At 63.3% G+C, this 17,600-nt stretch carries 14 protein-coding genes; 4 read left to right on the top strand and 10 right to left on the bottom strand.

Going from position 1 to position 17,600, the window contains the following annotated elements; translation table 11 throughout:
• Positions 1–112 precede the first annotated feature (112 nt).
• The 10 genes from lysS to N005_RS16245 all read right to left on the bottom strand — a co-directional run bounded on the left by lysS (position 113) and on the right by N005_RS16245 (position 12,405).
• Positions 113–1,615, bottom strand: coding sequence for a lysine--tRNA ligase (gene lysS / locus N005_RS16200; RefSeq protein ID WP_047702100.1), 1,503 nt, complete (start codon positions 1,613–1,615; stop codon positions 113–115).
• A gap of 108 nt (positions 1,616–1,723) precedes the next feature.
• Positions 1,724–2,819 (bottom strand): peptide chain release factor 2 gene (gene prfB, locus N005_RS16205; protein WP_139646090.1). Its coding sequence is split into 2 segments (ribosomal slippage): positions 1,724–2,746 and positions 2,748–2,819, totalling 1,095 coding nucleotides; the frame shifts between segments, so codons are not numbered across the junction.
• Positions 2,820–3,104: 285 nt separating this feature from the next.
• Positions 3,105–4,106 (bottom strand): response regulator, encoded by a 1,002-nt coding sequence (locus N005_RS16210; protein ID WP_047702101.1) that lies wholly within the window; start codon positions 4,104–4,106, stop codon positions 3,105–3,107.
• Positions 4,107–4,151: 45 nt separating this feature from the next.
• Positions 4,152–5,162, bottom strand: coding sequence for a chemotaxis response regulator protein-glutamate methylesterase (gene cheB, locus N005_RS16215; protein ID WP_047702102.1), 1,011 nt, complete (start codon positions 5,160–5,162; stop codon positions 4,152–4,154).
• Entirely contained in the window at positions 5,159–7,417 is a 2,259-nt protein-coding gene (locus tag N005_RS16220) for a hybrid sensor histidine kinase/response regulator (RefSeq protein ID WP_047702103.1), read from the bottom strand. Before N005_RS16220 ends, cheB begins: the two co-directional genes overlap by 4 nt.
• Entirely contained in the window at positions 7,414–8,085 is a 672-nt protein-coding gene (locus N005_RS16225) for a chemotaxis protein CheW (protein WP_047702104.1), read from the bottom strand. The genes N005_RS16220 and N005_RS16225 overlap by 4 nt, the downstream gene beginning before the upstream one ends.
• Complete coding sequence (locus N005_RS16230; protein WP_047702105.1) at positions 8,085–9,347, bottom strand: CheR family methyltransferase; 1,263 nt, start codon at positions 9,345–9,347, stop codon at positions 8,085–8,087. Before N005_RS16230 ends, N005_RS16225 begins: the two co-directional genes overlap by 1 nt.
• Positions 9,344–9,880 carry a chemotaxis protein CheW gene (locus N005_RS16235; RefSeq protein WP_047702106.1) on the bottom strand — a complete coding sequence of 179 codons (537 nt, stop codon included), beginning with the start codon at positions 9,878–9,880 and terminating at the stop codon, positions 9,344–9,346. Before N005_RS16235 ends, N005_RS16230 begins: the two co-directional genes overlap by 4 nt.
• Entirely contained in the window at positions 9,880–11,502 is a 1,623-nt protein-coding gene (locus N005_RS16240; protein ID WP_047702248.1) for a methyl-accepting chemotaxis protein, read from the bottom strand. Before N005_RS16240 ends, N005_RS16235 begins: the two co-directional genes overlap by 1 nt.
• A gap of 180 nt (positions 11,503–11,682) precedes the next feature.
• Complete coding sequence (locus tag N005_RS16245; protein ID WP_047702107.1) at positions 11,683–12,405, bottom strand: tellurite resistance TerB family protein; 723 nt, start codon at positions 12,403–12,405, stop codon at positions 11,683–11,685.
• Between the two features lie 187 nt (positions 12,406–12,592).
• On the opposite strand from N005_RS16245, the gene N005_RS16250 reads away from it, so the two are divergent.
• From N005_RS16250 to N005_RS16265, 4 genes are all read left to right on the top strand, one after another.
• Positions 12,593–13,507: a LysR family transcriptional regulator gene (locus N005_RS16250; protein ID WP_047702108.1), complete on the top strand. Its 915-nt coding sequence runs from the start codon at positions 12,593–12,595 to the stop codon at positions 13,505–13,507.
• A 202-nt stretch (positions 13,508–13,709) separates the two neighbouring features.
• The gene (locus N005_RS16255) at positions 13,710–15,167 is read left to right on the top strand and encodes a gamma-aminobutyraldehyde dehydrogenase (protein ID WP_047702109.1); all 1,458 of its coding nucleotides are present in this window, start codon (positions 13,710–13,712) and stop codon (positions 15,165–15,167) included.
• A gap of 87 nt (positions 15,168–15,254) precedes the next feature.
• Positions 15,255–16,406 carry a putative ABC transporter substrate-binding protein YdcS gene (gene ydcS, locus N005_RS16260; RefSeq protein WP_047702110.1) on the top strand — a complete coding sequence of 384 codons (1,152 nt, stop codon included), beginning with the start codon at positions 15,255–15,257 and terminating at the stop codon, positions 16,404–16,406.
• A 155-nt stretch (positions 16,407–16,561) separates the two neighbouring features.
• Positions 16,562–17,599 (top strand): ABC transporter ATP-binding protein, encoded by a 1,038-nt coding sequence (locus tag N005_RS16265; protein ID WP_047702111.1) that lies wholly within the window; start codon positions 16,562–16,564, stop codon positions 17,597–17,599.
• Position 17,600 lies beyond the last annotated feature (1 nt).

Below are 17,600 nucleotides of genomic sequence, written 5' to 3' on the forward strand. Positions count from 1 at the left end.
GCACGATTCACGACAGGTCTTTCCTCGCTATTTCAAAAGTAACCAATTGATACGTTTGTACCAGACAGGCAATAAAAAACCGCCCTTCCAGGCGGTTTTTTAATTGAAACACTTATGCTTGAGGCCGCATGTGCGGGAAGAGGATCACATCCCGGATCGACGGTGAGTTGGTCAGCAACATCACCAGGCGATCGATACCGATCCCTTCGCCGGCCGTAGGCGGCATGCCGTACTCCAGGGCGCGCACGAAGTCGGCGTCGTAGTGCATGGCTTCGTCGTCGCCGGCGTCCTTGTCGGCCACCTGGGCCATGAAGCGCTCGGCCTGGTCCTCGGCGTCATTGAGCTCGGAGTAGGCGTTGGCGATTTCGCGGCCGCCGATGAACAACTCGAAACGGTCGGTCACGTTCGGGTTCTCGTCGTTGCGGCGAGCCAGCGGCGACACTTCGAACGGGTATTGGGTAATGAAGTGCGGCTGCTCCAGCTTGTGCTCCACCAGCTCTTCGAAAATCATCACCTGCAACTTGCCCAGGCCTTCGAAGCCGAGCACCTTGGCACCGGCCTTCTTGGCGATGGCGCGGGCCTTGTCGATGTCGTTGAGGTCATCGGCGGTCAGTTCAGGGTTGTACTTGAGGATCGAATCGAACACCGACAGGCGCGCGAACGGCTCACCGAAGTGGAACACCTTGTCGCCGTACGGCACGTCGGTGGTCCCGAGCACAAGCTGCGCCAGCTCGCGGAACAGTTCCTCGGTCAGGTCCATGTTGTCTTCGTAGTCGGCGTAGGCCTGGTAGAACTCGAGCATGGTGAACTCGGGGTTGTGCCGGGTCGAAACGCCTTCGTTACGGAAGTTGCGGTTGATCTCGAAGACTTTTTCAAACCCGCCGACCACCAGCCGCTTGAGGTACAGCTCCGGCGCGATACGCAGGAACATTTCCATGTCCAGGGCGTTGTGGTGGGTTTCGAACGGCTTGGCCGCCGCACCGCCGGGAATGGTCTGCAGCATCGGCGTCTCGACTTCCAGGAAGTCACGCTTCATCAGGAAGCTGCGGATATGGGCGATCACCTGGGAGCGCACGCGGAACGTCTGGCGCACGTCTTCGTTGACGATCAGGTCGACGTAGCGCTGGCGATAGCGCTGCTCGGTGTCGGTCAGGCCGTGATGCTTGTCCGGCAACGGGCGCAGGGATTTGGTCAGCAGGCGCACGCTGGTCATTTCGACGTACAGGTCACCCTTGCCGGAGCGGGCCAGGGTGCCTTCGGCGGCGATGATGTCGCCCAGGTCCCAGGTCTTGACGGCGGCCAGGGTTTCTTCCGGCAGGGTCTTGCGGTTGACGTAGACCTGGATGCGACCGGTCATGTCCTGGATCACCAGGAACGAACCACGGTCGAGCATGATACGACCGGCCACCTTGACTGGAATCGCCGCCTCGGCCAGCTCTTCCTTGGTCTTGTCCGCGTACTTCTTCTGCAGGGCGTCGCAGTAGGCGTCGCGGCGGAAGTCGTTGGGGAAGGCCTGGCCCTTGTTGCGCTCGGCAGCAAGCTTTTCCTTGCGCAGGGCGATCAGGGAGTTTTCTTCCTGTTGCAGGGCTTGCGGGTCGAGTTCTAGGTCGCTCATGTCTTTAAGGATTCCATCACAGGTTCGTTGCCCCTGGCCCCGGGGCCAGAGTTTGCCGACGGGCCGCGCTTTCGCAAAAGCGTGCCCGCCTGCCGCATGGGTGTCGCGTTACAGCCCTTGTTTGAGGCTCGCTTCCAGGTATTCGTCGATGTCGCCGTCTAGCACCTTGTCGCAGTCGCTGCGTTCGATGTTGGTGCGCAGGTCCTTGATGCGCGAGGCATCGAGCACATAGGAGCGGATCTGGTGACCCCAACCGATGTCGGACTTGCTGTCCTCCAGGGCCTGGGACGCCGCGTTGCGCTTCTGGATCTCCTGCTCGTACAAGCGGGCCCGGAGCATTTTCATCGCGGTGTCTTTGTTGGCGTGCTGGGACCGTTCGTTCTGGCAACTGACCACGGTGTTGGTCGGCACGTGGGTGATCCGTACCGCCGAGTCGGTGGTGTTGACGTGCTGGCCACCAGCGCCCGAGGAGCGGTAGGTGTCGATGCGCAGGTCTGCCGGGTTGATCTCGATTTCCACCTTGTCGTCGATCTCGGGGGACACGAACACCGCCGAGAACGAGGTGTGGCGACGGTTGCCGGAGTCGAACGGGCTCTTGCGCACCAGGCGGTGCACGCCGATCTCGGTACGCAGCCAGCCAAAGGCGTATTCACCCTTGATGTGCACGGTGGCCCCCTTGATCCCGGCGACTTCGCCGGCCGACAGTTCCATGATGGTCGCGTCGAAGCCACGTTTGTCGGCCCAGCGCAGGTACATGCGCAGCAGGATGTTGGCCCAGTCCTGGGCTTCGGTGCCGCCGGAACCGGCCTGGATGTCCAGGTAGGCGTTGTTCATGTCCATCTCGCCGCTGAACATGCGGCGGAATTCCAGCTTGGCCAGGGCCTCGTCGAGGCGTGTCAGCTCGGCGACCACGTCACCGACCGCGCCTTCGTCGTTTTCTTCGACAGCCATGTCCAGCAGGTCGCGGCAATCGGCCAGGCCACTGGACAATTCGTCCAGGGTCTCGACGATCTGCGCCAGCGCAGAGCGCTCGCGGCCCAGTTCCTGGGCGTACTCAGGCTTGTTCCAGACGCTCGGATCTTCAAGCTCGCGATTGACTTCGGTCAGACGCTCATGCTTTTGATCGTAGTCAAAGATACCCCCGAATAGTTTCGGAGCGCTCGGACAGGTCCTTGATGGTGTTAAGGATCGGGTTGATTTCCATGGCGGGCAGCACTCGTTGGCGAACTTTTGAAAGCCGGCGAGTATAACGTAATCAAGCGCCGACGGCAGCCCGCCTGGCGGCTTGGGGGGCAATGAGATTCAACACAGCTCCCACAGGCAACACAGACCTGTGGCGTGGGGATTAATCCCCGTTGGGCTGCGCAGCAGCCCCAAAATAGCCAACTCGATTTGCCAGGCGCACCGAGCTGTCGGATTTCAGGGCCGCTACGCGTCCCAGCGGGGATAAATCCCCTCGCCACAAAAAGTCTTTTTGTTGCCTTGGGACTTACTCGATGCCCACCCGGTTACGCCCATTGTGCTTGGCCATATACAACCCTTTATCCGCCGCTGATATCAGTTGCCGGCTTTCGCTGCCCTGTTGCGGGGTGATGGTCGAGACGCCGACGCTGACGGTCAGGCTCGCGCCCTCCTCGGGTACGGTGTGGGGGATTTTCAGGGCGAGCACGCTCTGGCGCAGTTTTTCGGCCATCAACCGGGCGCCGCCGGGCGAGGTGCCGGGCAGTACCAGGGCGAACTCCTCGCCGCCGTAGCGGGCCGGCAGATCGGATGGGCGGCTGCAGGCCTCACGGATCGCCGTGGCGACTTTGCGCAAGGCTTCGTCACCCTCCAGGTGGCCGAAGTTGTCGTTGTAGGACTTGAAGTAGTCCACGTCGATCATCAACAGCGACAGCTGGGACTGGTCCCGCATCGCCCGTCGCCACTCCAGCTCCAGGTATTCGTCGAAGTGCCGGCGATTGGACAACCCGGTCAGGCCATCGGAGTTCATCAGGCGTTGCAGCATCAGGTTGGTATCGAGCAGTTGCTGCTGGCTGACCCGCAGGGCACGGTAGGCCGCGTCGCGCTGCAACAACATGGTGTAGGACCGCGAGTGATAGCGGATACGCGCCACCAGCTCGATGTTGTCCGGCAACTTGACCAGGTAATCGTTGGCGCCGGCGGCAAACGCCGCGCTCTTGACCAGCGGGTCTTCCTTGGTGGACAGGACGATGATCGGAATGTCGCGGGTGGCCGGATGGTTACGGTATTCGCGCACCAGGCTCAGGCCGTCGAGGCCGGGCATCACCAGGTCCTGCAGAATCACCGTCGGCTTGATGCGGATCGCATGGGCGACGGCCTGGTGGGGGTCGGAGCAGAAGTGGAAATCGATGTTCTCTTCATTCGACAACCCGCGCCGAACCGCCTCGCCGATCATTGCCTGGTCGTCGACGAGCAAGACCATGGCGGCATTCTCATCGCTCTTGTAATCGTCGAGCTGTAATTCATTCATGGTGGCTCACCTGAGTGCGGCTTTGGCCAGGACTGCTGAGGGTTGTCATCTGGAAAAAATCTCTATCAACCGTGGCGCCATGTTGTCCAGCGCCAGAATCTGCGCAGCCGCATCGATGGCCGCCGCTGCCTTGGGCATGCCGTACACCGCGCTGCTCCGCTGGTCCTGGGCGATGGTCACATAGCCTTGCTGGCGCATGAGTTTAAGCCCCTGAGCCCCGTCGCGGCCCATACCGGTGAGCAAAATACCCACCGCGTCGCCATTCCAGAAGCTCGCGACGCTTTCAAAGAACACGTCGATGGAGGGCCGATAGATCTCGTTCACCGGTTCGGCCGTGTAGGCCAGGGTGCCATCCTTCAACAGACGCAAATGGTGGTTGGTGCCGGCGAGCAACACCGTGCCACTTTGTGGCGGTTCGCCGTGTCGTGCCAGGCGAACCTTGTGGCCCGACGCACTGCTCAACCATTCGGCCATGCCGGCGGCAAACACCTCGTCCACATGCTGGACCAGCACGATGGCCGGGGCGAAGTGCAGCGGCAGGCCCTTGAGCAAGACCTCCAGCGCGGCCGGGCCGCCGGCCGACGAGCCGATGGCTACCAGGCCGTTACGGGACGCGGCGGGACGTGGCGCAGCCGGTGCGCCCCGTGCACGATTGGCACGCTCGCCGATCAGCCAGCCGATGTTGGTGATCTTGCGCAGCAACGGTGCCGCCGCGCTCTCGGGATTACCCACCCCCAAGGCCGGCGTGTCGACCACGTCCAGCGCGCCATGGCCCATGGCTTCGAACACCCGGTGGACGTTCTGCTGGCTGTCACCGGTAACGATCACGATGGCGCAGGGTGTTTCGGCCATGATCCGCCGGGTGGCTTCTACGCCATCCATGACCGGCATGAACAGGTCCATGAGGATCAGGTCCGGGAGATATTCGGCGCAGCGCTGTACCGCCTCCGCCCCGTTTGCGGCCACCCAGGCCACCTGATGCGCCGGCTCGAACGCCAGCGCGCGGCGCAGGGCCTCGACTGCCAGGGGCATGTCATTGACGATGGCAATTTTCAAGCGCGAGCGCCTCCGATGAGTTCGACCACGGCATCGAGCAAGGCGTCGTCATGGAAACTCGCCTTGGCCAGATAATAGTCGGCTCCGGCGTCCAGGCCACGGCGGCGATCTTCTTCGCGGTCCTTGTAGGACACCACCATCACCGGCAGCGACTGCAAGCGGTTGTCGCGGCGCAACAGCGACACCAGTTCGATACCGTCCATGCGCGGCATGTCGATGTCGGTGATCAACAAATCGAACTCCTCCGAACGCAACGCGTTCCAGCCATCCATGCCATCCACCGCCACGGCGACGTCGTAGCCGCGACCCTGCAACAGCTTGCGTTGCAACTCACGCACGGTCAGGGAGTCATCCACCACCAGGATCCGCTTGCGCGATGCCTGGGCCTGGTTCTGCCGGGCGATGCGCTCCAGGCGTCCGGTGTCGAGCAGCTTGTCCACCGAACGCAGCAGGTCTTCGACATCGACGATCAACACCACCGAGCCGTCGTCCAGCAAGGCCCCGGCGGAAATGTCCTGAACCTTGCCCAAGCGTTCGTCCAGCGGCAGGACCACCAGGGTCCTTTCGCCGATGAAGCGCTCCACCGCCACGCCGTAGATCGCCTCGCGCTCGCGAATGACCACCACCTTGAGACTCTGGCCACTGTCCTGCGTTGCCGGACGATTGAGCAATTGGCTGGCCGCGACCAGCCCGACGTGTCGGCCTTCGTGCCAGAAATGCTGGCGCCCCTCGACCTGCACGATGTCTTCCGGCGCCAGGTCGCACATGCGTTCGATATGGGCCAGGGGAAAGGCATAGGCCTCATCACCGACCGCCACCACCAGACTGCGGACCACCGAAAGGGTCAGCGGTACTTCGAGGTGGAAACGGCTGCCTTCGCCCGCCGTCTGCTCCAATACCACCGCGCCACGCAATTGCCGGACCATGTGCTGGACGGCATCCAGGCCGACCCCGCGCCCGGACACTTCGGTGACCTTGTCCCGCAGGCTGAAGCCAGGCAGGAACAGGAACGTCAGCAGTTCCTCTTCACTCAGGCTGGCGGCGGTCTGCTCGGGAGAAAGCCCGCGCTCGACGACACTGCGCCGCACGCGTTCAAGGTCGACGCCCGCGCCATCATCCGCCAGTTCCAGCACCAACAGGCCGGCCTGATGGGAGGCGCGCAAGCGGATCAGGCCTTCGGCGGGCTTGCCGGCCAGCACCCGTTGCTCCGGGGGTTCGATGCCGTGGTCGACGGCATTGCGCAGCAGGTGGGTCAACGGCGCCTCGAGTTTTTCCAGCACATCGCGGTCGACCTGGGTTTTCTCGCCCTCGATTTCGAGGCGCACCTGTTTGCCCAGGCTACGGCCCAGGTCACGCACCATCCGCGCCTGGCCCGACAGCACATCCGCGAAAGGCCGCATGCGACAGGCCAGCGCCGTGTCGTACAGCACCTGCGCCCGTTGGCTGGCCTGCCAGGCGAACTCGTCCAGCTCGGCGGTCTTCTGCGCCAGCAACTGCTGGGTTTCGGCCAGCAGGCGGCGGGCATCGCCAAGGGCCTCCTCGGCCTGCAGGCTCAGGGCGTGGTCCTTGAGATGTGCGTTCAACTCCTCCAGGGCGCGCAAGCCGTTGCTCTGTTGGCGCTTGAGCCGTTGCATCGTCGCCAGCCAGGGCTTGAGGCGCTGGGTCTCCACCAGGGATTTGCTCGACAGATCCAACAGGCTGTTGAGCCGTTCGGCGGTGACCCGCAGTACCCGCTCCCCACCTTCGGCGACCCGCTTGCCCTTGGGGGACGCTTGCGCCGGCGTGACCGGCTCCGGCGGTTCGTCGGGTACGGGGTCGGCGGGCATCTCGATCTTCGGCGGTGTCGCGACCGGCGCCTGTGGTGCGGCAGGATCGAGCAAGCGCGCCATCAGAGCCACGTAGCCTTCGACGTCCGCCGCGCCGACGCTGTTGCCCGGCGTGGCGATGCGCGTCAACAGGTCGGTGCCTTGCAACAAGGCATCGATGTGTTCGGCGCGCAGGACCAGGCGACGCTCCTGGGCACTGACCAGGCAATCCTCCATGACGTGAGCCACGCTGACCCCGGCGTCCACACCGACAATCCGCGCCGCGCCCTTGAGGGAATGGGCCGCGCGCATACACGACTCAAGAGAGTCGGCCTGGGTCGGGTCACGCTCCAAGGCCAGCAGGCCGGCGCTCAGCACCTGGGTCTGGGCCTCGGCTTCCAGGCTGAACAGCTCCAGCAACGAGGCGTCGCGCATCTGATCGGGGGTCATGACAGGCTCCGGGTCACGGCGGACAGTAGCTGTTCCTCATCCAGCCAGCGCAGGCTGCGACCTTTGTAATGCAAGACGCCACGGGTGTACTTGCCACCGGACTGTGAAGCAGCCGCCAGGATGCGTTCATCGATGGCATGAATGCCGTCCACTTCGTCCACCGGCACCACCACCGGCCCACCCTGGGCGGCGACGATCAACATCCGCGGCATGACCCGACCGCCGGCCGCCATTGCCGGGCCGGGCTCCAGATCCAACAGCTCAACCAGCGAAAGGCAGGCCACCAGCGCCCCGCGCACATTCGCCACCCCCAACAACGCACGGGAACGCTGGTGCGGCAACGAATGGATCGGTTGCAGCGGCGCCACCTCCACCAGGCTGCGGGTGGTCAACGCCAGCCACTCTTCACCCAGGCGGAACATCAGCAGCGAGCGCGTTATCACATCACTGTCTACCGGGGCATGGGCCAGGTCCCGGTCGTCCTGCTGCAAGGCATAGCGGTCCAGCAAGCGGGTGGCCGCGGCCGAATACACCGAGCAGTTGCGGCAGTGGATGTGCTCGGCCAGCAACGGGCAGGATTTGTCGCCATGCACGCCGATGCGGTTCCAGCAGTCATCGATTGCCTGGGCGTCGTCATGGATGACGTTATGGAAAGCCGAACCGCTCATCATTTACGCTCACTGTCAGCCAAGCGACCGCTGCGGGCGGCGCGTTCCTGCAATCGACGGGCTCCGGCCGCGTCTCCCTGGGAAGCCAGCAACGCCGCCAGATGCACCAGGGCCTCGGCGTGTTGCGGCTCAAGATAAAGCGCCTTGCGATAGAAGCCCTGGGCTTCGAGCGCACTGCCGGCCATGTCACTGAGCAGGCCCAGCCAGTAGAACACCTGGGCACTGGGCGCATGACTGCGCAGGTATTGCTCGCAGGCCGCACGGGCCTCGGCACTGTTGCCGCCGTTGGCCAGGGCAGCGATATTGGCAAGCAAGGTGGCGGCGTCACTGCTTGCCGGTTCGACCTTCGGCGTCACGCTTGTCATGAACGGCCGGGGCCGAACCGCAGGGGGGACGGCACGGGGTGGTGCCTGGCGAATCGGCAACGGCGTGGGCATCAAGGCCGGCAACGGTTGAGGCTCGGGAGCGCCCTGGCGGCTGAAGGCGAACGACTGGGCGGCACCGATCGAGCGCATGCCCAGCCGCCCGAGCAAACTGCCCTCGGCGGGGCCGATGAACAGCACGCCGTCCTGATGGGTCAGGCGCTTGAGCACCTCGAACACCGTTTGTTGGGTCGGCTGGTCGAAATAGATCAGCAAGTTGCGACAGAACACAAAATCGTAGGGCGCTTCGTTCGCCAGCAGTGCCGGATCCAACAGGTTACCCACTTGCAGGCGCACCTGTTCGCGCACCCGCTCGCTGAGGCGGTAGCCCTCCCCGTCGAGAGTGAAGTGTCGCTCGCGAAAACTCAGGTCTGCGCCACGGAACGAGTTCCTGCCATAACGCGCGTCCCTGGCTCGCTCTATCGACAGCGGGCTGACGTCCAGCCCGTCGACCTTGAATTGATGAGGCTCCAGGCCCGCATCGAACAAGGCCATGGCGATGGAGTAGGGTTCTTCGCCGGTGGAGCACGGCAGACTGAGAATACGCAGGGCGCGCAAGTGCCTGATTTCGGCCAGGCGTTTGACAGCCAGCCGGGCGAGGGTCGCGAAAGACTCCGGGTAGCGGAAGAACCAGGTTTCCGGGACGATCACCGCTTCGATCAGCGCTTGCTGTTCCTGGGTCGATGCCTGCAGGCTGTGCCAATATTCATCGGCGGTTCGCCCAGGTACGGCGATGATGCGCTGGCGCACGGCGCGTTCGATGATGGCGGTGCCGACGGAGGTGACATCCAGACCGATGCGCTCCTTGAGGAAATCGAAAAAACGCTGATCGCTGTTCATGGCCCTGCCTCAACGCCATCGAGGCTCAACGGCGGTGTGGGAAACAGCACGGCGCGGACCGACTCGTCGAGCAGGTCATCGACCCGCACCCATTGCAACAGCCCCTGGGCATCTTCGCGCACCGGGCCCAGGTACGGCGCCTGCCGGTTATCCAGGCCATACGGCTGAAACTCCAGCGGGTCGCAGCGCAACGTGTCGGTGGCCTGTTCCAGGATCAACCCCAGCACCTGCCCCGGCAGTTGCTCGTCGGGACGGTAATGCACCAGCACCAGCCGCGTACTGGTACGGGCCTCGGCGCGTTGGCCAAAGGCCAGGCTGCACAGGTCGATCACCGGCACCACTGTTCCGCGCCAGGCGAACACCCCCGCCACCCAGGCAGGCGCCCGGGCGATCGGCTTGAGCGGCAGGCGTGGCAGCACCTCCACCACGTCGATGGCCTGCAGGGCATAGCGCTCGTTGCCGATGCAAAACATCAGGAACAAGGTTTGCCGGGCCACCTGAGCGGCGCCACGCCTGGCCTCGAATTCGCCCATCAGACTTTGAAACGCGAGACGCCGCCACGCAGCCCGACGGCTACCTGGCTCAGCTCGTCGATGGCCGAACTGGCCTGACGCAAGGACTCCACGGTCTGGCTGCTGGCATCGCCCAACTGCACCAGGGCATGGTTGATCTGTTCGGCCCCGGTGGCCTGGGCCTGCATGCCCTCATTGACCATCAGCACCCGCGGCGCCAGCGCCTGGACCTGATGGATGATTTGCGACAGCTGTTCACCGACCTGCTGCACCTCGGCCATGCCGCGGCGAACCTCTTCGGAGAACTTGTCCATGCCCATCACACCGGCGGACACGGCGGACTGGATTTCACGCACCATCTGCTCGATGTCATAGGTGGCGACCGCCGTCTGGTCGGCCAGGCGGCGTACCTCGGTGGCGACCACGGCGAAACCACGACCGTATTCGCCGGCCTTCTCGGCTTCGATGGCAGCGTTAAGGGACAACAGGTTGGTCTGGTCGGCCACCTTGACGATGGTGACCACCACCTGGTTGATGTTGCCGGCCTTCTCGTTGAGGATCGCCAGCTTGGCATTCACCAGGTTGGCGGCGCCCATGACCGAATGCATGGTTTCTTCCATGCGCGCCAGGCCCTGCTGGCCGGAACCGGCGGCCACCGAGGCCTGGTCGGCGGCGGTGGAGACTTCGGTCATGGTGCGCACCAGATCGCGGGAGGTCGCAGCGATCTCGCGAGAGGTGGCGCCGATCTCCGTGGTGGTGGCGGCGGTTTCCGTGGCCGTGGCCTGTTGCTGGCGGGAGGTGGCGGCGATCTCGGTCACCGAGGTGGTGACTTGCACCGACGAGCGCTGGGCCTGGGACACCAGGGACGTCAGCTCGGCCATCATGTCGTTGAAGCCGGTTTCCACTGCGCCGAATTCGTCTTTGCGCGCCAGGTTCAGGCGTCCGCTCAGATCACCGCTGCGCATGACCTCGAGAATTTCCACGATGCGGTTCATCGGCGCCATGATCGCGCGCATCAGCAACAGCCCGCAGAGAATGGCAACGACTATCGCGACGAGAAACGACAGGCCCATGGCGACCTTGGCTGCCGCTACGGCATCGTCTATGGTCGCGGTGGCCTGTTCCGCCAGTTCACGATTGCGTTCGATGATATGGTTCAGGTGCGTGCGCCCACCGATCCAGGCGGGGGTCAGCTCTTTGTCCAGCGCTTGCCGCGCGCCTTCGTAATCCTTGCGCTGATAGAGGTCGAGGACTTTCGCCATCGCCAGGTTGAATGCCTGGTGATTGGTTTCGAACTCATCGAAAGAGGCCTGGTCGGCCGGGTTCTGGATCAGCTTCTGATAGTTCTGTATTTCTTCACGCAGATGCTGCTCGAAGCCCTGGTAACGAGCCTTGTCCTCGGCGGTGATTTCCCGGTTGCCCGAAAGGCCGACGATCTGTTGGGTCAGGACGTAGCTGTCGACCCAGCCCCCGCGGATCATGGAACTGTAATACACCCCGGGCACGGCATCGGTACGTACCCGCTCTTCACTGTCCTGGATCTTCAACAACCGCGAATACGAGACCACCACCATCAGCAGCATGATGGCGATGACTACCGCAAAACTCGCCAGGATGCGTTGGCGCAACGTCCAGTTCTTCACAGTAAAACCTCGGAGGACTTCGAAATGCTGGGGAGTATAGCCGAGGGTCATGGTGCGCCGGGTGTATTGGGTACACCCCCTGTGGGAGCGAGCCTGCTCGCGATAGCGGACATCCAGTCGACATGAATTTGACTGATTCACCGCTATCGCGAGCAGGCTCGCTCCCACAGGGGAAAACGTTTATTCATACGCAGCCTGCCGTACCTGATTCTCCAGCTCGGCCTTCAACCCCGGCTCCAGCTTGAGTTGCCGCGCCAGTTCATCGAGGTAGGACTTTTCCATGAAGTTTTCCTCGTCCACCAGCATCACACTCGCGATGTACATTTCCGCGGCCATTTCCGGGGTGCCGGCGGCGCGGGCGACATCGGCCGGGTCCAGGGGCTTGTTGAGCTCGGCATGCAGCCAGTGCCGCAGCTCCTGGTCGTTGTCGAGCCTGGTGAATTCGCCCTCGATCAACTGCCGCTCACGCTCATCCACATGACCGTCGGCCTTGGCCGCCGCAACCAACGCCTTGAGGATGGCCTGGCTGTGCTGCTCGACCTGCGCCGCAGGGACGCGGTCCAGGGTCTGGGGCTCCGTCTGCGGCGCGCGGCCCTGCTGGGCCTGCCAATTGCCATAGGCCTTGTAGGCGATCACCCCCAGCGCGGCAAGACCGCCGTAGAGCGCTACCTTGCCACCGGTCTTGCGGATTCTCTTGTTGCCCAGCAGCAAGCCCATGGCCCCCGCCGCCAATGCACCACCGCCAGCGCCGGAAAGCAGGCCGCCAAGCCCGCCGCTCCCGGCCTTGCCGCCCAGCAGGTCGCCAAGCCCGCCGGCCGGCTTGTTCTGCGCGCCGCCCGCCTTGTTCTGCAAAAGGTCCTGGCCGGACTTGAGTAGCTGATCGAGCAATCCGCGGGTATTCATTTTCGTTGCCTCCCTGTGTTCGGGTAACCGGATGAGCAAGGCCACCAGCCTAAATCGAAAGTGCCCGGCGTCGTGGGCGAGATTGCTTCGAGATGTTGCTCATCTCTTCGAGCGTTGCCGCCACCCTTCAGAAAAAACGATATAGACTGCAAAACATCGATAAAAACAGCCCACCGGGTGTCTACCCATGATGACCCTGCGTCAGATCCGTCATTTCATCGCCGTAGCCGAGACCGGCTCGATTTCCGCCGCCGCACAGGCCGCGTTCATTTCCCAATCCACCCTGACCCTGGCCATCCAGCAGCTGGAGCAGGAGATCGGCGTCAGCCTGTTCAACCGCCATGCCAAGGGCATGACCCTGACCCATCAAGGCCATCAGTTCCTGCGCCAGGCCCACCTGATTCTGGCCACCGTCGACAACGCCAAGCGCAGCCTGCAGCAGAGTACCGACCAAGTGGCCGGCCATCTGACCGTCGGCGTTACCAGCCTGGTCGCCGGCTACTATCTGGCCGACCTGTTGACCCGCTTCCAGCGTGCCTATCCGAATGTGGTGATCCGCGTGATGGAGGACGAGCGGCCTTATATCGAGCATCTGCTGGTCAGTGGTGAAATCGATGTCGGCGTGCTCATCCTGTCCAATCTCGAAGATCGCCACGCCTTGCAGACCGAAGTACTGACCCATTCTCCGCATCGCTTGTGGCTGCCGGCCCAGCACTCGCTGCTGGAACACGACAGCATCAGCCTGGCGGATGTCGCCTGCGAACCGCTGATCCAGCTGAACGTCGATGAGATGGAGCGCAACGCCCAGCGCCTGTGGCGTGGTGCCGGTCTGCAACCGAAGATCACGCTGCGCACCGCTTCGACCGAAGCGGTGCGCAGCCTGGTGGCGGCGGGACTGGGGGTGTCGATCCAACCGGACATGACGTACCGCCCCTGGTCCCTGGAGGGCGACATCATCGAAGCGCGCCCGATCGCCGACCTCAACCAGACCCTCGACGTGGGGCTGGCCTGGCGCCGCGGCTCGTCGAGACCGGCGCTGGTCGACCCATTCCTGACCGTCGCCCGGGAACAACCCCATGGCGGGCGCAAGCCATCTATTTAATCGAATGCAGATTTGAGTATTTAGAATTTGTCGGCCTGCGGGCCGCACACTAGTCTTGCGGCATCACCACGATCCCTGTGGGAGCGAGCCTGCTCGCGATGGCGGAGTGTCATTAAAGCCGCTGTCAACAGATAGACCGCCATCGCGAGCAGGCTCGCTCCCACAGGTTCTGTGTTTCAACCGATAAAAAGAGAAATCGGACATGGCTGGCACGCAAACTCCACTGTGCACCGCGTTGCTGATCGATGGGGAGCTTGTTTCCGGCGAGGGGTTTGTCGAGCCGATCCTCAACCCGGCCACCGGCGAAGTACTGGTTTCTATTGCCGAGGCCAGCATCGAGCAGGTCGAGGCAGCCATCCTGGCCGCTCACCGCGCCTTCGATGGATGGTCGCGCACCACTCCGCAACAACGCTCGAACCTGCTATTGGAAATCGCCGGCGCCATTGAAAGGAATGCCGATCAACTGGCCCGTCTCGAATCGCTGAACTGCGGCAAGCCACTGCACCTGGCGCGGCAGGATGATCTCAGTGCCACGGTGGATGTATTCCGTTTCTTCGCCGGCGCCGTGCGCTGCCAGACCGGCCAGCTCAGCGGCGAGTACCTGCCGGGCTACACCAGCATGGTGCGTCGCGACCCCATCGGCGTGGTCGCGTCCATCGCCCCGTGGAATTACCCGATCATGATGGCCGCGTGGAAAATCGCCCCGGCCCTGGCCGCCGGCAACACCCTGGTGTTCAAGCCTTCGGAACACACGCCGCTGTCGATCCTCGCCCTGGCACCGCTGCTGGCCGAGATCCTGCCCCGGGGCGTCATCAACGTCATCTGCGGAGGCGGCGAAGGGGTCGGCAGCCATCTGGTCAGCCATCCCAAGGTGCGCATGGTGTCGCTGACCGGAGATATCGTCACCGGCCAGAAAATCCTCCAGGCCGCGGCGAAAACCCTCAAGCGCACGCACTTGGAACTGGGCGGCAAGGCCCCGGTGATCGTCTGCGACGATGCCGACATCCAGGCGGTGGTCGAGGGCGTGCGCACCTATGGATACTACAACGCCGGCCAGGACTGCACCGCGGCCTGCCGGATCTACGCCCAGGGCGCCATTCACGACCGGCTGGTGGCCGAACTCGGCTCGGCGGTCGGCAGCCTGCGCTTTGCCGGCAAACGCGACGCCGACAACGAAATCGGCCCGTTGATCAGCACCCGCCAGCGTGACCGCGTCGCCAGTTTCGTCGAACGCGCCCTCGGCCAGCCACACATCGAGCGCATCACCGGTGCGGCGGTGCATTCCGGTGCCGGCTTCTATTACCAGCCGACTTTGCTGGCTGGCTGCAAACAAAGCGATGAAATCGTCCAACGCGAAGTGTTCGGCCCGGTGGTCACCGTGACCCGCTTCGACGAACTCAGCCAGGCGGTGGACTGGGCCAACGACTCCGAATACGGCCTGGCGTCCTCGGTATGGACCCAGAACCTGGACAAGGCGATGCAGGTGGCGGCGCGCCTGCAATACGGCTGCACCTGGATCAACAGCCACTTCATGCTGGTCAGCGAAATGCCCCATGGCGGCCTCAAGCGCTCGGGCTATGGCAAAGACCTCTCCAGCGACTCGCTCCAGGACTACAGCGTGGTGCGTCACATCATGGCCCGCCACGGCCAGCATTTATAAACAGCACTACGCTGATAACAGGCCATCCATGGCGCTTCACCCGTTGAAAACACTGCCCCGACCATAATTAAAGCAAGAGGGATTCCCATGTACGCGCACAACACCGTATTGCTCAGTGCAATCACCCTGGCACTGCTGGCCAGCGTCAGCGTCCAGGCCGCCGAACCGCTAAAGACCGTCGGCGCGGGAGAAGGTCAGCTGGATATCGTCGCCTGGCCCGGTTACATCGAACGGGGCGAAAGCGACAAGGCCTACGACTGGGTGACCGGTTTCGAGAAGGAAACCGGCTGCAAGGTCAACGTGAAAACCGCCGCGACCTCCGACGAGATGGTCAGCCTGATGAGCAAGGGTGGCTACGACCTGGTCACTGCCTCGGGCGATGCTTCGCTGCGGTTGATCGCCGGCAAGCGGGTACAGCCGATCAATACCGCATTGATTCCCAACTGGAAGAATCTCGATCCGCGCCTCAAGGACGCGCCGTGGTACGTGGTCAACCAGCAGACCTACGGCACGCCCTATCAGTGGGGGCCGAACGTGCTGATGTACAACACCGACGTGTTCAAGCAGGCACCCACCAGTTGGAGCGTGTTGTTCAGCGCCCAGACCCTGCCCGATGGCAAGCCGAACAAGGGGCGCGTACAGGCCTACGACGGGCCGATCTACATCGCCGATGCGGCGCTGTACCTCAAGACGGCCAAGCCCGAGCTGGGCATCAAGGATCCGTATCAACTCGACGAAGCCCAGTACAAGGCCGTGCTGGAGCTGCTGCGGGCCCAGCAACCGTTGATCCATCGCTACTGGCATGACACTACCGTGCAGATGAGTGACTTCAAGAACGAAGGCGTGGTGGCGTCCGGTGCCTGGCCGTACCAGGTCAACGGCTTGATCAACGAAAAACAACCGATCGCCTCGACCATTCCGAAGGAAGGCGCCACCGGCTGGGCCGACACCACCATGCTCCACGCCGAGGCCAAGCACCCCAACTGCGCCTACAAATGGATGGACTGGTCGCTGCAACCGAAGGTCCAGGGTGATGTGGCAGCGTGGTTCGGCTCCTTGCCGGCGGTACCTGCGGCGTGCCAGGGCAGCGAGCTGCTGGGGGCTGAAGGGTGCAAGACCAACGGCTTCGACCAGTTCGACAAGATCGCCTTCTGGAAAACCCCGCAGGCCGAGGGCGGCAAGTTCGTGCCGTACAGCCGCTGGACCCAGGATTACATCGCGATCATGGGCGGGCGCTAAATCACCCAGTCTGTGGCGAGGGAGCTTGCCCCGTATCTTGGGAGCGCTACGCACTCCAGCGGGAGCAAGCTCCCTCGCCACAACGGCTCCTCGCCACAGGACAGTGTTCCCATCATTGAAATTTCATGCCGCACCGCTTTATGGAGCACCGCACCATGACACTCGCAGTCCAGTTCACCCAGGTTTCCCGTCAATTCGGCGAGGTGAAGGCCGTTGACCGGGTCTCCATCGACATCGAGGACGGCGAGTTCTTTTCCATGCTGGGCCCCTCCGGGTCGGGCAAGACCACCTGCCTGCGGCTGATTGCCGGTTTCGAACAGCCGAGTGCCGGCTCCATCCGCATCCATGGCGAAGAGGCCGCCGGATTGCCGCCCTATCAACGGGACGTCAATACGGTGTTCCAGGACTACGCCCTCTTTCCCCACATGAATGTGCGCGACAACGTGGCCTACGGCCTGAAAGTCAAAGGCATCGCCAAGGCCGAGCGCATCAAACGTGCCGACGAAGCGCTGGAGATGGTGGCCCTGGGCGGTTATGGCGAGCGCAAGCCGGCGCAGCTCTCCGGCGGCCAGCGTCAGCGTGTAGCCCTGGCCCGCGCGCTGGTCAATCGCCCACGGGTGTTGCTGCTGGATGAACCCCTCGGCGCCCTCGACCTGAAGCTGCGCGAACAAATGCAAGGCGAATTGAAGAAATTGCAGCGCCAGTTGGGTATCACGTTCATTTTCGTCACCCATGACCAGACCGAGGCCTTGTCGATGTCCGACCGGGTGGCGGTGTTCAACAAAGGCCGCATCGAACAGGTGGATACACCGCGCAACCTGTACATGAAACCGGCAACCACCTTCGTCGCGGAATTTGTTGGCACCTCCAACGTGATTCGTGGCGAACTGGCGCGACAGCTGAGCGGTTATCCACAGCCGTTTTCCATTCGCCCGGAACACGTGCGTTTCGCCGAGGGCCCGTTGGGCGGCCATGAAATCGAAGTCCAGGGGCTGCTTCACGACATTCAATACCAGGGCAGCGCCACCCGCTACGAGTTGAAACTGGAAAACGGCCAGACCCTGAATCTCAGCCACGCCAACACCCAATGGGCCGACAGCAATACCCCGCACCACACCGGCCAGCAGCTCAGGGTCCGCTGGGCCCGCGAGGCGATGATCGCCTTGCACGACACTGTCGGCGGCGAGGCCTGAG

The sequence above is a fragment of the Pseudomonas mediterranea CFBP 5447 genome, assembly GCF_000774145.1.
GTDB lineage: Bacteria > Pseudomonadota > Gammaproteobacteria > Pseudomonadales > Pseudomonadaceae > Aquipseudomonas > Aquipseudomonas mediterranea.

What these genes read in the sequence shown, in the direction of transcription:
- lysS (WP_047702100.1), bottom strand. Translation starts at nt 1,615, where the DNA reads ATGAGCGACCTAGAACTCGACCCGCAAGCCCTGCAACAGGAAGAAAAC.
- N005_RS16210 (WP_047702101.1), bottom strand. Translation starts at nt 4,106, where the DNA reads ATGAATGAATTACAGCTCGACGATTACAAGAGCGATGAGAATGCCGCC.
- N005_RS16220 (WP_047702103.1), bottom strand. Translation starts at nt 7,417, where the DNA reads ATGACCCCCGATCAGATGCGCGACGCCTCGTTGCTGGAGCTGTTCAGC.
- N005_RS16225 (WP_047702104.1), bottom strand. Translation starts at nt 8,085, where the DNA reads ATGAGCGGTTCGGCTTTCCATAACGTCATCCATGACGACGCCCAGGCA.
- N005_RS16230 (WP_047702105.1), bottom strand. Translation starts at nt 9,347, where the DNA reads ATGAACAGCGATCAGCGTTTTTTCGATTTCCTCAAGGAGCGCATCGGT.
- N005_RS16235 (WP_047702106.1), bottom strand. Translation starts at nt 9,880, where the DNA reads ATGGGCGAATTCGAGGCCAGGCGTGGCGCCGCTCAGGTGGCCCGGCAA.
- N005_RS16245 (WP_047702107.1), bottom strand. Translation starts at nt 12,405, where the DNA reads ATGAATACCCGCGGATTGCTCGATCAGCTACTCAAGTCCGGCCAGGAC.
- N005_RS16250 (WP_047702108.1), top strand. Translation starts at nt 12,593, where the DNA reads ATGATGACCCTGCGTCAGATCCGTCATTTCATCGCCGTAGCCGAGACC.
- N005_RS16255 (WP_047702109.1), top strand. Translation starts at nt 13,710, where the DNA reads ATGGCTGGCACGCAAACTCCACTGTGCACCGCGTTGCTGATCGATGGG.
- ydcS (WP_047702110.1), top strand. Translation starts at nt 15,255, where the DNA reads ATGTACGCGCACAACACCGTATTGCTCAGTGCAATCACCCTGGCACTG.
- N005_RS16265 (WP_047702111.1), top strand. Translation starts at nt 16,562, where the DNA reads ATGACACTCGCAGTCCAGTTCACCCAGGTTTCCCGTCAATTCGGCGAG.